Annotated in this window: 6 protein-coding genes; 5 read left to right on the top strand and 1 reads right to left on the bottom strand. The window is 66.3% G+C overall.

Features of this window, described 5'->3' with window-relative positions; translation table 11 throughout:
- The first annotated feature begins 90 nt into the window (after positions 1 to 90).
- From BO221_RS43850 to BO221_RS43830, 5 genes are all read left to right on the top strand, one after another.
- Positions 91 to 5,400 carry a trifunctional serine/threonine-protein kinase/ATP-binding protein/sensor histidine kinase gene (locus BO221_RS43850; protein WP_073566892.1) on the top strand — a complete coding sequence of 1,770 codons (5,310 nt, stop codon included), beginning with the start codon at positions 91 to 93 and terminating at the stop codon, positions 5,398 to 5,400.
- Between the two features lie 137 nt (positions 5,401 to 5,537).
- Complete coding sequence (locus tag BO221_RS43845; protein ID WP_073566891.1) at positions 5,538 to 6,206, top strand: nitroreductase; 669 nt, start codon at positions 5,538 to 5,540, stop codon at positions 6,204 to 6,206.
- A 379-nt stretch (positions 6,207 to 6,585) separates the two neighbouring features.
- The gene (locus BO221_RS43840; RefSeq protein WP_073566890.1) at positions 6,586 to 7,620 is read left to right on the top strand and encodes a VCBS repeat-containing protein; all 1,035 of its coding nucleotides are present in this window, start codon (positions 6,586 to 6,588) and stop codon (positions 7,618 to 7,620) included.
- Between the two features lie 303 nt (positions 7,621 to 7,923).
- Complete coding sequence (locus BO221_RS43835) at positions 7,924 to 8,724, top strand: hypothetical protein (protein WP_073566889.1); 801 nt, start codon at positions 7,924 to 7,926, stop codon at positions 8,722 to 8,724.
- A 130-nt stretch (positions 8,725 to 8,854) separates the two neighbouring features.
- Positions 8,855 to 13,039: a hypothetical protein gene (locus BO221_RS43830; protein ID WP_073566888.1), complete on the top strand. Its 4,185-nt coding sequence runs from the start codon at positions 8,855 to 8,857 to the stop codon at positions 13,037 to 13,039.
- A gap of 31 nt (positions 13,040 to 13,070) precedes the next feature.
- Here the strand turns inward: BO221_RS43830 and BO221_RS43825 are convergent, their stop codons facing one another.
- On the bottom strand, positions 13,071 to 13,922 hold the full coding sequence (locus BO221_RS43825; RefSeq protein ID WP_073566887.1) for a hypothetical protein: 852 nt from the start codon (positions 13,920 to 13,922) through the stop codon (positions 13,071 to 13,073).
- Positions 13,923 to 13,951 lie beyond the last annotated feature (29 nt).

The raw sequence follows: 13,951 nt of genomic DNA, 5'->3' as shown, positions 1-13,951 counted from the left end.
CCCACCGTGCCCCGCCTGGAACCGCATACCATCGGGGTCTGGCGCCAGGCAGCCTCGATGAGTGGCTCTGGCGCATGGGGACATTTCTTCATGTTGGACATCCCGGGTTACCGAATTCAGGGCACGCTCCGCGCGACGGGGTCGAGCGTGCTGTTCCAGGCCGTGCGCGAAGCCGATGGTGTGCCCCTCATCATCAAGACGCCGATGGCGCCCGCTCCCAGTGCCAGCGAGAACGAGCGGTACCGGCGGGAGTTCGCCATCCTCCAGCGGCTGCGGGACGTGCGCGGGGTGGCCAGGCCCTATGCCTGTGAGCGCCTGCACGGGCGGCCCCTGCTCCTGCTGGAGCGGGTCCACGGCGAGACCTTGTCCGAGGCCACGGGCGAGCCGATGGAGGTCTCCCGGTTCTTGAGCCTGGCCCTCTCGCTTGCCTGCACCCTGGCCGAGCTCCACAGCCGCGACGTCATCCACAAGGACATCAAGCCCTCCAACATCATCGTGGAGCCGTCGGGAGAGGCGCGGCTCATCGACTTCGGCGTGGCGACGCTGCAGCGGGTGGAGCACCTGGAGGCGGCGCCCACGCACCTCATCGAGGGCACGCTGGCATACATGTCGCCAGAGCAGACCGGACGGATGAACCGCACGGTGGACTACCGCACGGATTTCTATTCGCTGGGCGTCACCTGCTACGAGCTGCTGACGGGGCGCAGGCCCTTCCAGGCCCAGGACGCGCTCGAGTGGTTTCACGCCCACATGGCGCAGAAGCCCAGGCCGCCCCACGAGCTGAATCCACAGGTGCCACGGGCCCTGTCCGCCCTCGTGATGAAGCTGCTGGCCAAGGTGGCCGAGGAGCGCTACCAGAGCGCCGAGGGCTTGAAGGTGGACCTGGAGCGCTGCCGCGAGGCGTGGAGCCGGAGCGCGCAGGAGGTGTTCCCGCTGGGGACACAGGACAGGCCCCAGCGCTTCCAACTGCCGCAACGGCTGTACGGGCGCGAGGCGCAGGTGAGCTCCCTGCTCGAGGGCTTCGAGCGCGTGGCGCGCACGGGCCGGCCGGAGTTGCTGCTCGTCAGCGGGTACTCGGGAATCGGCAAGTCCTCCGTCGTGAACGAGCTGCACAAGCCCGTGGTCCAGCGGCGCGGCTTCTTCCTGCGCGGCAAGTTCGACCAGTTCCAGCGGGACATCCCCTACGCCACCCTGACGGGAATCCTCCGCGGACTGGTGCAGCAACTGCTCGCGGGGAGCGAGGAGGCGTTCACCCGGTGGCGCGAGCAGGTGAATCAGGCCTGGGATGGCCAGGGTCAGCTGCTCGTGGACATGGCGCCCCAGCTGGAAACGCTGGTGGGCCGTCAGCCCGCGATCCAGGCCCTGCCCGCCAGCGAGGCGCAGCACCGCTTCTTCCGGGTGGTCCGCCAGTTCCTGTCGGTGTTCGCCACGCAGGAGCACCCCATGGTGGTGTTCCTGGATGATTTGCAGTGGGCGGACCCCTCCACCCTGAAGCTGCTCGAGCAGTTGATGTCCCATCCGGAGAGTCCCCCGGTGTTGTGGCTCGGCGCCTACCGGGACAACGAGGTGAGCCCCGCCCACCCGCTGATGGCGGTGTTGGAGAAGGTGCGCGAGGCGGGAGCGCGCATCGCGGACATCCGGTTGGAGCCGCTGCACCTGGCGCAGGTGGAGGAGTTGGTGGACGCGACGCTCCCGGGAGCCAGCCGGGAGGTGGTGGCCCCCCTGGCGGTGCTGGTGCACGAGAAGACGGGGGGCAACCCCTTCTTCCTGCTGCAACTGCTGGTGATGCTCCACCAGGAGGGCCTGCTCGTGCGCCTGCCCCAGGGTGGCTGGCGGTGGGATGCCGAGGGCGTCCGGGCCCGGGACTACTCGGAGAACATCGTCGACTTCATGGTGCGCAGGCTGCGCCAGTTCCCTCCAGGCACCCAGCACCTGCTGCGGCTGGCGGCGTGCGCGGGCACCGCCTTCTCGCTCCAATTGTTGGGCACCCTCTCGGGACTCTCCGCGGTGGAGGAGGTGGAGCAGGGCCTCGAGCCCGCGTTGCGCGAGGGCATGCTGGGGCGTGTGGGGGCGGAGACGTACCGCTTCCTGCATGACCGCATCCAGCAGGCGGCCCACTCGCTCAGCTCCGAGGTGCAGCGCCAGGAGGTGCACCTGCGCATCGGCCGGTTGCTGCTCCAGAGCCTGTCCCCGGAGCAGGTGCGCGAGTCACTCTTCGAGGTGGTGAGCCAGCTCAATACCGGGGTGGCGCTGATGGAAGACCCCGCGGAGCGCCACCAGCTCGCGCGGCTCAACGCCGAGGCGGGCAGCAAGGCCCAGGCCGCGCTCGCGCTGATCCCCGCCCTCGGCTACTTCGCCATGGCCTTCTCGCTCATTCCCGGGGACCCCTGGGAGACGGACCACGCCCTGGCCTTCCAGGTGCGGCTGGCCCAGGCGCGCACGGAGCTCATGAGCGGCTCCCCCGCCGAGGCGCGGCGCCAGGTCGCGGAGTTCCGCCCCCGGGCACGCTCCCGCGCGGACACCGTGGCAACCTACATCCTGACCCAGGACATCCACTTCGCCACGGGTGAGTACCTGCAGGGCATGAACAGCATCCGGGAGTGCCTGGAGCTGCTGGGCTCGCCGGTGCCGCGGCAGATCACGTGGGAGGAGGCCGTCGCCGCCAATGAAGAGGTGTGGGCCCTGTTGGGGCAGCGCCCCATCGAGAGCCTCATCGATTTGCCTCTCATGACCGACCCGGACGTGAAGCTGACCGTTCTCGCCCTCTTCAAGCTCTTCCCGGGTGCCTACTCCTCCGACCCCCACCTGCTCATCGTCATCCTGAGCCGGATTGTCTCCCTCACCCTGCGCCACGGCTTCGTGGACGCCGCCGTGCTCGGAATCGTCTGGTTCGCCGTCATCACCGGCTCGTTCTTCAAGCGCCACCGGGAGGGAATGGCCTTCTCACGGCTCGCACTCGCATTCGTCGAGCGCTACAACCTGTCCGCCCAGCGGGGAGATGTGCTGCTCGGCATGCAGTTCAGCCATTACTGGGTCCAGCCCCTCGCCCGGGCGCAGGAGCTCCTCCTCAGCGGCCTGCAGCATTCGCTTCAAGTGGGAGCGGTCGCGCCCGCCACCTACTGCAGCGGCTATCTCGTCACCAATCGCCTCGCCATGGGGCACCCGCTGGACGAGGTCTACCAGGAGTCGCTCGTGCGCGGTGAGTACCTGCGCAAGGCGGGCTTCCAGGATCCGCTGGACTGGCATCTCGTGACCCAGCGCTACGTGCAACAGATGCGGGGCCACTCCCTGTCGTTCCAGACCCTGAGCGGGGAGGGCTTCGACGAAAGCGCCTTCGAGGCGCGGATGACGCCCGCGCGGCTGGGGGGCACGCGGTGCCATTACTGGGTCTACAAGATGCAGTCCCGCTTCATGTGTGGAGCCTATGCGGAAGCCCGTGAAGCGGCGGACAAGGCGGCCGGTTTGTTGTGGGCCAACCTGGGCACCCTCAACTCCCGCGAAGGCCACTTCTTCCGCGCCCTCACCCTGGCCGCGTGCTTCGAGGAAGCCCCGCCCGAGCAGCAGCGGGAGTTCCTCGAGGCCATCGAGCAGCACTACCGGCAGCTCGAGCAATGGGCGGAGCTGTGCCACGAGAACTTCCGGGCGCTCGAGCGGCTCGTCTTCGCGGAGCGGGCCCGCATCCTCGGGCGCTCGGAGGACGCGACGCGGGCCTACGAGGAGGCCATCCGCGTGGCCCGGGAGAACGCGGCCACGCAGTACGTGGGGCTGGCCAGTGAGCTGGCGGCGAAATTCTGGCGCACACGCCAGGCGCCCATCGTCGCCCATGCCTTCGCGCGCGAAGCCCGGGCGGCCTACCAGCAGTGGGGTGCGCGGGCCAAGGTCCAGCACCTGGAGTCCCAATGGCCGGAGCTCGTCTCCACGGAGCTCCCCCCGGAGCCGTTGACCACCAGCAGCACGGACTCCACCCGCATCGACGTGCTCACGGTGGTCAAGGCACAGCAGGCGGTTTCTGGCGAAATCGTGCTGGAGCAACTGGTGACGGCGCTGATGCAGGCGGCGCTCGAGAACGCGGGTGCCCAGCGAGGCGCGCTGCTGCTCCACGACGGAGACAGGCTCTCGGTGGCGGCCCTCTTCCAGCTCTCGCCGGATGGCGCCATGGAAGCCTCGGGCGAGGAGAGCCACCACGCGCTGCCCTGGACGCTCCTCTCCTATGTCCGGCGCACGCGGGAACACGTGCTCATCGGGGATGCCTCCCATCCCCACCCCTTCGCCTCCGATGCGTACCTGGCGCACAGCGGAGCGCGCTCGGTGTTGTGCCTGCCCCTGATGAGGCGGGAGCGGTTCGCCGGGGCCCTGTACCTGGAGAACAACCTGACCACCAACGCCTTCAGCCCGGCGCGCCTGGCGCTGCTGGGACACCTCGCCTCGCAGGCGGCCATCTCCATCGAGAACGCACGGCTGTACGCGGCCGTGCAGCGCGCCCGGACGGAGCTGCGTCAGGCCAATGACGAGTTGGAGCGGCGGGTGGAGGAGCGCACGTTCGAGCTCAAGCAGGCCCAGGCGCGTCTGATGGACACCGCGCGCGAGGTGGGCATGGCGGAGGTGGCCTCCAATGTGTTGCACAACGTGGGCAATGTGCTCACCAGTGCCGTGGTCAACCTGGAGATGATGCGTAAAATCGTGGGTTCCCTGCGCGTGGGCCGGTTGAATCAGGCCGCGGCGCTGCTGGTGGATCACCGGGGCGAGCTGGCGGACTTCCTGACGAAGGACCCTCGCGGCGGCAAGCTTCCGGACTATCTGGCGGCGCTGGGGAAGGACATGATGAGCGATCAGATGCGCTTGATGGAGGACCTGGATGCGATGGACCGGCACATGGAGCACATCCGCGCCATCGTCCAGGTGCAGCAGACGTATGCGCGAAACTCGCTGATGATGGAGGAGTGCGAGTTGTCCGGGCTCATCGACGACGCGCTCCGCATCCAGATGGCGTCCCTGCAGCGCCACGGTGTCACCGTTCACCGGCAGGTGTCGCAGGTGCCCCGGGTGTTCGTGGACAAGCACAAGGTGTTGCAGATCCTCATCAACCTGCTCAGCAACGCGAGACAAGCGCTGGATGGAGTGCCCGAGGGGAAACGCAACCTCTGGGTGAAGCTGGAGGCCGCGGGCAATGTGGCGCGCATCCGGGTGGTGGATGATGGGGTGGGGATCGCACCGGAGCTGATGGGGAAGCTGTTCATGCACGGCTTCACGACGCGCAAGGATGGCCACGGCTTCGGGCTCCACGCGAGCGCGCTGGCGGCGCAGATGCTCAAGGGCCAGCTCACCCTGGAGAGCCAGGGGCCGGGTCAGGGCGCCGTCGCCACGCTGGAGCTTCCACTCACCCTGGCGGGGGCTTCGTAGCGGCGGCGGGAAGCGAACCCGCCGCCTGTCACTACACCTTCGGGCCAAGACCCCACGGCGGGCCGCACTTCCCGTGTAGTCGAATAAAACGGGAGTGCGACAAGCCTTCCCGCAGATGTGGGTTTGAAGAGGTCATCATGTTTGATTTCGAGGAACTCGTCCGAAGCCGGTGCTCGAGCCGTCGTTTTCTCCCTACCCCCATTCCTCGAGAGCTGCTCACGGAGGCCCTGGCGCTCGCGCAGCTCGCACCCTCCAACTCGAACATCCAGCCCTGGCGCCTCTTCCTCGTGGAGGGTGAACGCCTGGAGCGCCTGCGCGAGGTCCTTCGGGCGGAGGTGAAAGCGAATCCGAGAGAGCTGGCACCGCTGCCAGCGTCCTTCCAGGTGTATCGCCGTGAGCTGGGGACGATCGTCTACGGGGCGATGGGGATTTCCCGGGACGATGTCGCCGGAAGAGCGTTGGCCTCGGAGCGCAATTACGAGTTCTTCGGCGCGCCCATGGCCGGCATCTTGTGCATGCACCGGGACCTCGGTCTCGCGGATGCGGTGAGTGTCGGAATGTACCTCCAGACCCTGGTCCTGGGATTGACGGCTCGTGGTATCGGCACCTGCGTCCAAGCAGCGTTGACGACGTATCCAGAAGTCATTCGCAGTGAGTTGGCCCTCCCCGAGGAGCTCGTGATCCTCTGTGGGCTGTCCTTGGGGTATGCGGACCCTGCTTTTCCCGCGAACCATCTCAAGGTGCCGAAAAAGCCCGTGGAACAGAATGTGTCGATTCTCGGCCCAGATGAGGACCGGGCCGTGTGAGGAAGCGGCACTGGGGGCAGTGCCTCCTCCCGCTTCACGTACTGGTCCCAGCCGAGCGTCTCGTCGCGGATGGAGCGTGACTCCTCGCTGGTGAAGGGCAGCGAACAGACAACTGCACGAATGGGCATCCCTCCCTTTGGTACGACGCATCGAGAATCCGCGGCCTCTAGCTTGCGCGTGCTTTCCGTGATTACACGAAAAGCATGAAATCTCATTTCAAGAGAACCCGATGCTCCCATTGAGAGCCGTTCCGTTATTTGTCGCTGGTTTGTTTTTTACGGAAGCAAGAGCCCAGGCCGTAAATGGTCTCTTCGCCAACCCTGTCCACTACTACCCAGCGGGTTGGGACTTCGGCAATCCGTCCGTTTGGGAAACCATCGTGGGAGACTTCAACGGGGATGGTCGCGCCGACTACGCTCGCTTGGGCGGCACCTACGCCCACCTCTTCTTCAGCAACGGTGACGGCACTTTCGCCAACCCTGTCCATTACTACCCCGCGGGTTGGAACTTCGGCAATCCGTCCCCCTGGAAGACGATCGTGGGAGACTTCAACGGGGATGGCCGTACCGACTACGCGCGGTTGGGCGGCACGTACTCCCACTTCTTCTTCAGTAACGGTGACGGCACTTTCTCCAACCCCGTCCATTACTACCCGGCGGGCTGGAACTTCGGCAATCCGTCCGTTTGGGAAACCATCGTGGGAGACTTCAACGGGGACGGTCGCACCGACTACGCGCGGTTGGGTGCCTCATACGCCCACCTTTTCTTCAGCAGGGGTGATGGCACCTTCTCCAACCTCGTCCAAGCCTACCCTCCTGGGTGGAACTTCGGCAATCCGTCCCCCTGGAAGACGATCGTGGGAGACTTCAATGGGGACGGTCGCACCGACTACGCGCGGGTGGGCGGCACGTACGCCCACTTCTTCTTCAGTAACGGTGACGGCACTTTCTCCAACCCCGTCCATTACTACCCGACGGGCTGGGATTTTGGCTTCAATGCCTCATGGCCCACCATGGTGGGAGACTTCAACGGGGACGGCCGCACCGACTACGCCCGGTTGGGTGCCTCATACGCCCACCTTTTCTTCAGCAAGGGTGATGGCACCTTCTCCAACCTCGTCCAAGCCTACCCGCCTGGGTGGAACTTCGGCAATCCGTCCCCCTGGAAGACGATCGTGGGAGACTTCAACGGGGACGGTCGTACCGACTACGCGCGGGTGGGCGGCACGTACGCCCACTTCTTCTTCAGTAACGGTGACGGCACTTTCTCCAACCCCGTCCATTACTACCCGGCGGGCTGGGATTTTGGCTTCAATGCCTCATGGCCCACCATGGTGGGAGACTTCAACGGGGACGGTCGCACCGACTACGCTCGGTTGGGTGGTTCGTACTCCCATTTCTTCCTGAAGCAGTAGTCCACGCTGCTCAACCTCTGGCAGGGATTGAAACCGCGATAGAAGTCCATTCCAAGAACCATGGAGAGGTGGCACAGGGTGCGGTGCCTCCTCTCACTCCCCGCTCACTCCGAGCACCGCGCGCAGCTGCACCTGGCACCAACACCTCGCCGAGCACGTGCGGCGGGAATCGAAGCCGCCGCCTGGCTCTCCCGGAGCGGGCCTGGGCCGGGCCTCGAGTCTTTTTTGGGGGGGTGTTGCCCGAAAATAAATCTCACGGGTCTCTCTCTACGCACTGCGTACACGGCGAGAGAGGACCGAACCATGGGACATCGGCTCAAGGACGACGGCAAGAAGTGGCCGGGCGGCAAGATCTATTACGACTACAAGCTCCCCGACACGTCGACGGCCGCGGGCGGACAGCAGCAGTTGGATCTCGACCGGCTGAAGCTCGTCGACACCATCGAAGAGTGCATGGAGCGGTGGATGCGGTTCGTCAACGCCGACGGCATCACCCACATCCAGTTCATCTGGAGCAAGGATGCTCCGGTCTTCAAGGTCATCGACCTGACCAAGAACAACGAAGGCAGCGGCTCGGGCCAGAATGGCTACGACGGCACCAGTCCCTTCTACATCCAGTGGAAGAGGCAGGCGGATGATCACATCAAGAGCATCCCCCATGAGCTCGGACACATCATGGGGCTGCTTCACGAGAACGACCGCGTGGAGGGCATGCTCGAGGACAACCCCTTCACCGGCAACAACCCGCTGATGTGCCCGACGCTGTCGTACATCCCCGAAATGCTGCAGAAGAAGCGGGACAAGTACCAGGCCGTCGGCGACTACGACATCTGGTCCATCATGCACTACCCGGAGGTCACGGGTTACCAGTGGAACTGCGGCGATGACCAGCTCCAGGCGTACATGGATGCCAACCCGGATCCCCTCTTCAAGGCGGTCCAGCCCGCGTTCAACTACGCCCGGTGGAAGAAGAAGATGGGGCGGCCCTGCCCGTTGAACTACCCCACCCGGCAGGAGGTCGAGGCGGGCCTCTGGACCCCGAGCCTGGGTGACGTCACGACCCTGCGGCTGTTGTATCCCGGCCCTGTCGCGCAGAACGCCTGATAACGGCACTGCCCACTGATCCGGGCCGCGCGGCTCGTCCGGTGCGGCTCCCGCTCTCTCTTGCCCTCCCGGGCACCCCTTTCCCTCTTCGTTTCAAGGCTCTGTCGCATCGAGCCTCAGGTGAACTCCGATGAAATTCGAAAACCTGCGCGCCGCGCTCGTCCCCAGCAGTGGAACGCTCACCGTCTCGCGCGCCGCCCTGGGCTCGAGCGTGGACGCGCTCCTGGACGATCCGTATCAGGGCCAGCCCATCGTGATTTCGGACGCCGCCCCGGGGCCGGGTGATGGTGTCGACAACACCGTCGTCATCACCGGCCGGTCGACCTTCCTCGGCGTCGCGGACCTGCCCGTCACCGCCCGCTTCTCCCTGGATGGCGAGGGCAACGTGCAGGCGCTGCTCCGCTACCAGCTGCGGGACAGCATGCCGGGGCCCGCCGCCTGGACGTTCTCGCGCAGCTTCCCCAAGCTGCCCGCGGTGTGGAACTACGCGACCGGGTACCCCACCAATGACGCCCCGGTGGACGTCTCGGCCCAGCAGAAGCCGTACGTGGATTCGCTGGACCTCTTCGACACGTATTGCGCGGTCTCCACCCACGTGCGGAAGGATCCGGACTCCGGTGTCCCGCTCGAGCCCGGCGTGAACGTGCTCGGTAAGATGCGGCCTCAGGGCATGGCCGGCGTGCTCGAGTACGCGATCAACGGCGCCGAGCCGCTCGTGCTCTACGGGCCGGTGCGGATTCCCAAGCTCATGGACAAGACGCGGGGCCTCGCCCCGCGGGAACTCGTGTGGGATCGGCCGGAGGCTCCGGGCATCCACCTGAAGGCGGCGCTCTCGCTGGACTTCAAGATCGGCAAGCTCGCCTTCGAGGACGCGGCGCTGCGCATCTACACCCCGCCGTCCACCGACTGGCAGGATGCGAACGCCTCGTTCCAGCCCGGGTACGGCTACACCGGCCGGCTCTCCGTCGCGAGCGCCGGTATCTCGCTGGACCTGGCCGCGAACCTCGAGTGGGGCCTGCCCCGCGCGTTCCTCTCCGCCAGGTGCAACGGCGTGACGCTGGGCAAGCTGAGCCAGTTGGTGGACATCGCCGGCACCGGCAACCTCGCCTCCGCGCTGCCGGCGGACCTCAGGGACGCGGTGAACGCGCTGGAGAAGCTGGAGCTGATGGAGCTCGGGCTGGCGCTCTCCACCGGCGGTACCACCCCTACCGTGGACTCGATCGTGCTGACGGTGGGCATGCCCAAGCTCCGCTGGAAGATCTGGGACGACACGCTGGTGGTCGAGAACCTCGCCTGCCGCTTCCGCATCCTCGATCCGTTCGGTGGCAAGAACACCGCCACCGCGGTCTCCGTCATGGGCACCGTGAAGATCGAGGGTGTCCCCATCTCCATCATCGGCGAGAGCATCCTCGGTGAGTTCACCCTCTACGCGCGGATGGACAACCAGACCATCCCGCTCGCGTCACTGATGAAGAGTTACGTGCCGGGCGTGCCCGCCCCGAGTGACCTCACCGTCACCCACCTGGGGCTCAGCATCTCGCCGGGCAGATCCTATTCGATGACCACGCAGCTGGCCGGCAAGCCCAATCCGTGGACCCTTCCGGTGGGCCGCAATGGCATCACCATCGGGGACGTGTCCTTCGACTTCAGGATTCCGAAGACCGGTCCGGTCTCGGGCTCCTTCGCCGGTACGGCGTCGCTCGGCAAGAACCTCCGCCTGGCGATGAATTACGAGATCCCCGCCAACTTCGCCCTGCGTGGGGACTTCAAGGACATCCAGCTGCGAGGCCTCATCAACGAGATTTGCGATCTCGTGGGCGAGATGCCAGCGGACTTCGACCTGACGTTCTCCTCCGCCTCCGCGCTCGTGCAGAAGCGCGGCGAGGACTACGTGCTCCAACTCGCCGCCGCGCTGGACAAGGTGGGCCTCTTCGCCTTCGAGGCGAGCAGGTCCGCTGGCAAGTGGGGCTTCGCCGCGGGGATGGATCTCGGCGCGGCCAGGCTCTCCAGCCTCCCCGGCCTCTCCGCGCTCAAGTCCATCGAGGACGTCGTCAGGCTGCAGAAGCTGATGCTGATCGTTTCGTCCATCGACAACCCGAAGTTCCAGTTCCCGGACCTGGCGCAGTTCAAGACGCCGGCGCTCTCCACCGGAAAGCTGTCACTGCCCACCGGCGCCACCGGGGTCAGCAAGGGCTTCATGGCCTTCGCCGAGTGGCAGCTGGACCCCAATGACAAACAGCACAACCTGGTGATGAAGCTGCTGGGGCTCGGTGGCACGCAGCGGGTGACGGTGGCCGTGGGCGCCAACCCGGCCAAGGACTCGCAGCTCTTCCTCTCACAACAGTCGAAGATCAACGGCCTGCCGTTCAACTACAAGCTCGGCGTGATGCTCAGCAACGGCAAGCCGAGCTTCTTCCTCAACGGCTCGCTGACCGCGAAGATCCAGAAGCAGCAGCAGACCTTCGATGTCACCACCGCCTTCGTCTCCGGCGGCGCGTTCATGTCCGCGACGATGAAGGGCGCCACCGCGGTGGACTGCGGGCCCTTCAAGCTGAGCAACGTGGCCTTGCAGGTCGGCGTGAACTGGGGCGGCATCCCCAGCCTCGGCGTCGCCGCGACCATCGACACGAAGAGCTTCTCCTCCTCGGTGGCGGTGTTCTTCGACTCGACCAACCCGGCCAACAGCCTGGTGGCTGGCTCCATCAGTGGCCTCACCTTCAAGGACGTGGCGGGTGTGTTCCTCGGCGGAATGAAGTCGCCGGTGGACGCGGTGCTCGAGAGCGTCGCCATCAAGGGCACCCGCGAGTTCACCCTCCCGGGTGACCTCACCGGCGAGCTCGACGGGCTGGAGTGCGACAAGATCTCCAGCGCGTTCGACAAGGCGGCGAAGGTGGCCATCCCGTCGTCGTCACAGCAGCTCGCGGTGGTGCCGAGGTCCAAGGGCTCCTCGTGGCACCTCACCGACCTGACGAAGATGCGGCACTACGAGCTGGACAAGCAGGGCAACGACATCCGGGTGCTCGTTTCGCCACAGTTCTACTTCGCCCCGCAGGAGACCAGCATCGGGACGATCAAGTTCCGGCAGGCCTTCTACCTGAACGCGGCCATCTCGTTCTGCGGCTTCGACGCCGAGGCCACCATCGACGTCGTGCCGGGCCGGGGCATCGCCATCGACGCGCAGATGGACAAGATCTCGCTCCTCGATGACAAGCTCTTCTCCATCGCCGCGTTGCAGGGAGGCGGCGGTCCGAGGATCTCCGCCGCGACGTACTCCCAGCCCGGCCAGCAGGACGTGCAGTTCCAGCCGCCGCACTTCTACATCAACGGCAGCCTGACGCTGCTCGGCGTCAAGCGGGGCCTCTACGCGAACGTGACGACGCAGGGGATCGACTTCGAGCTCGTGGGCAACCTCATGCCGGGCGTGAAGTTCGACCTGGATGCGCGCTTCGGCAAATCCGGACTCGGCGTCAGCGGCAAGGTGAAGGTCGGCGTCGGCACCGTGGACCTCGGCGCGCTGGGCAAGGCGAAGATCAACACCGACATCGAGGTGGACGTGGACCTCGACATCACTGGCAGGGCCCACGACGTGAGCGCCGCGCCGGACACGCGCTGGGCGCCGGGCTCCACGGTGCTCGCGAACGAGGTGGCCAGGCTCGTCTTCGAGGCCGATGGCAATCTGGTGCTCTACCGCATCGACGGCGCCAACTGGGGCCGGATCTGGGCCTCGAACAGCGGCGGCAAGGGTGGCAACACGCTGCTGTACCAGAACGACGGCAACCTCGTCATCTACGCGCCCCAGGGTCCCATCTGGGCCACCGGCAGCAACACCCCGAACCTCGGGCTCATGAAGCTGCAGGCCGACAGCAACTTCGTCATCTACGAGAGCACCGGGAGGGCGAAGTGGGCGAGCAACACCGGCCGCGGTGGCGACGGCAGCGGCGCCGAGCTCGAGCTGGAGGCCAACTTCCAGTTCGCCGGCCAGCGCGTGGACCTCGGCAGGTTCAAGGTCGAGGTGACGGGCGACACGTTCTCGCGTCTGCCCAACATCATCGAGAAGAAGTGCGCGGACGCGCTCAACGAGGTCTTCAAGGACTCGACGAAGTGGGCCAACGCCGTCGCCGATGGCGTCATGGACGGGGTTGGCGACACCGCCAAGGTCTTCAGGGATGTCTACAAGAAGAGCGAGAAGGAGGCGAAGGCGCTCGCCAACGACGTGAGCAAGGGAGTGAACAAGGCGGGCAAGACCATCGAGAACACCGCCAATAGCGCCTACAAGAGCACGAAGAAGACGGTCAAGAAGCTGAAGTTCTGGTAACGCAGTACGCGGGTGAGCACGCGCGGGGAGCTCAGACCCGCTCGTAGTACCGGAGCTCCGTGCCATCCAGGCTGAGCGCCAGACCCCTCTCATCCAGGTCCTCGATGCGGCACTCCGAGAGGGGCTCGTCGCCCACACGGAGGTCCTGGATGATGGTCGCCCGCTCCCGATCGAGCGTCAGCAGGTGGAAGTGCGCCCGCTGGGATACGTGGACCCCCGGCTCACGGGGGTGGGGCCGGGAGGTCCCCTCCTCGGAAACGACGAGGTAGAGGTACGGGCCCGCGAACCGGTAGGTGAAGAAGTTCCAGGGGCCCGACGCGAAGCCGGTGGCCACGCGCGCGAAGGCCTGCTCCGCCAGGGGGAGCTCTTCCTTGTACTGGAGGAAGGGCCGCGACTCCGAAGCCTCGGACCGCAGGCGCTCCACGTCCTCCCGGGGCATGCGCCGCAACAGGCGGCCCGTCCGCGCATCGAGGACCCTGCCGCTCTCGCAGATGCACTCCGCGCCCCTGACGAGGACCGCCGTGTCCCGGAACTCATTCGTGATTCCGGGGACCAGGTCGATCAGTTCCATCACCCAGCCCCACAGCCCCTCCCGATGCGACGTCCACAGCCGCTCGCCCGTCTTCAGGGACAAGCCATAGCACCCGTACGCCGCCGTCCACGGGCCATCGGAGCGCGTCTCGCTCGCCACGATCACCTCCCCGGTGATGCCGTCGATGGTGTTGGGCCGTTGGTACGTCCGCTCCCAGAGGACCGTCCCGTTCGCGCGCTCCACACACCACCACTGGCCCAACACCTTGTCCGGCAGGAGGATCACGTGCCCGTACCACTGCCTCAGTCCGAACCGGGAGGTGAACGTCCAGCGGGGAGTGGGATGGATCATGACGCCGAGCCTGACAGCGGACGGAGGCG

The sequence above is a fragment of the Archangium sp. Cb G35 genome (genome assembly GCF_001896145.1).
In the GTDB taxonomy this organism is placed as follows: Bacteria; Myxococcota; Myxococcia; order Myxococcales; family Myxococcaceae; genus Archangium; species Archangium violaceum.
This window is presented reverse-complemented; position numbering and strand designations above follow the sequence as displayed.

What these genes read in the sequence shown, in the direction of transcription:
- BO221_RS43845 (WP_073566891.1), top strand. Translation starts at nt 5,538, where the DNA reads ATGTTTGATTTCGAGGAACTCGTCCGAAGCCGGTGCTCGAGCCGTCGT.
- BO221_RS43825 (WP_073566887.1), bottom strand. Translation starts at nt 13,922, where the DNA reads ATGATCCATCCCACTCCCCGCTGGACGTTCACCTCCCGGTTCGGACTG.
- BO221_RS43850 (WP_073566892.1), top strand. Translation starts at nt 91, where the DNA reads ATGTTGGACATCCCGGGTTACCGAATTCAGGGCACGCTCCGCGCGACG.
- BO221_RS43835 (WP_073566889.1), top strand. Translation starts at nt 7,924, where the DNA reads ATGGGACATCGGCTCAAGGACGACGGCAAGAAGTGGCCGGGCGGCAAG.
- BO221_RS43830 (WP_073566888.1), top strand. Translation starts at nt 8,855, where the DNA reads ATGAAATTCGAAAACCTGCGCGCCGCGCTCGTCCCCAGCAGTGGAACG.